We start from the raw sequence: 1,396 nt of genomic DNA on the forward strand, positions 1-1,396 counted from the left end.
TCTTAACTCTTAATCTTTGTGTTCTTTGTGTCTTTGTGGTTAATCCTCTTACACCCCAAAACTTTTGACACGAACCAGTAGAAGCGAATGTAACCAATTAACCATCAGTTATATCCACATGCTTGTGATGTTGGTGCGTGACGCTACTCGTTCTTTCATCAAACTTTATTTGTTTGTAGCGTCACACACCCTACATGGCTTGTAACCAATCAACTATCTGTTACATCCGTTATATCCACATGCTAGTTAAGGTGCTATGACTAAGCTGTATGTAAGGGCGCCTAAAACTAATAGTGATATAAAGAAGTAAGTAAAGTCTCGTAGTTTGAGGAAGGTAAATAGGGAAATTATGACTCGGATAACTGGTGTTGCTACTAGCAGTAATAATCCTAGTTGAATAATAGCATCGCTACTACCCTCTGATACTGATTTAATTACACCTGCTGGAGAACATAATCTTTCGGGTTCTCCGTAGAAGAAACGATATGTAATTGGTTCAGAACCGTAATTTACTAGGTAAACTATACCGCCAAATAGTACAACTGCGCTGGCTATGAGAACTCCGTATTTAAGTAGGTTACTAAGTAAGGACTCTAATCCAAGCTCGATTTCTGTTTTTGTAACTTTAGTATTGTTAGTAGTACCATCAGTTTTTTTGGCTTGTTTAGATAATGTTGCAATATCGCTGTCTGGTTCTTCGGGTTGTAAGTTCAGCGCAGCGACTTCTCCTTCTGTTGACGTTGTTGAGAACCAGCTTGTATTTAAATCAAAGTTATCCATTTTTTACACCCCAACCAGACTGTTGTAAACCATCTTTAATGCCATTGCTACTAGTACAAAGCTAAAGACTATTCGCAAGACTTGAGTCTTTGCACCTACCAATACTCTGGCGCCTAAAAAAGCACCAGGTAAAACACCCAACATTACTGGCATTGATAATCCTGGGTCGATATAACCGCGCGCTAGGTAAACTCCCGCAGATGCTGCTGCGGTGACACCAATCATAAAATTACTTGTGGTTGTGGATACTTTGAACGGAATACGCATTACTTGGTCCATTGCCAACACTTTAAACGCACCCGAACCAATTCCAAGTAATCCGGATATTATACCTGCAACAAACATGACACTAAAACCAGCCGTTACCGAGTTGACTTGATAGGACATTAGTCCATCTGGTGCTGGGTAAGTTCCGTTCAGTTGAAAATATTCAGCTACGGGGTTAGATGACTCGTTTTCTGGAGTTTCTTGCTTGGGTTGCTGTGACAAATAAGCGGAGTAAAGTAAAACTGCTGCTAGTACAATTGTTAGTGCTTTTACAGAGACGAAAGTCGCTATTAAGGCTCCTAATATAGCTCCGAATGTTGTTGCTACTTCTAGAAACATCCCTAATCTT

General features: G+C 40.0%; 2 protein-coding genes. Both read right to left on the reverse strand.

Annotation, left to right across the window (positions count from 1 at the left end; genetic code table 11):
• Positions 1 to 246: 246 nt before the first annotated feature.
• Complete coding sequence (locus AC2JBO_RS44925) at positions 247 to 780, reverse strand: DUF1634 domain-containing protein (protein ID WP_496960086.1); 534 nt, start codon at positions 778 to 780, stop codon at positions 247 to 249.
• Positions 781 to 783: 3 nt separating this feature from the next.
• Positions 784 to 1,396 (reverse strand): sulfite exporter TauE/SafE family protein (locus AC2JBO_RS44930; protein WP_496960087.1); only part of this gene is annotated, 613 nt, incomplete at its 5' end.

The organism is Calothrix sp. CBUCES-K 9914 (assembly GCF_059640475.1).

Excerpts from the sequence above, each read along its gene's own strand:
- AC2JBO_RS44925 (WP_496960086.1), bottom strand. The coding sequence starts at position 780 with ATGGATAACTTTGATTTAAATACAAGCTGGTTCTCAACAACGTCAACA.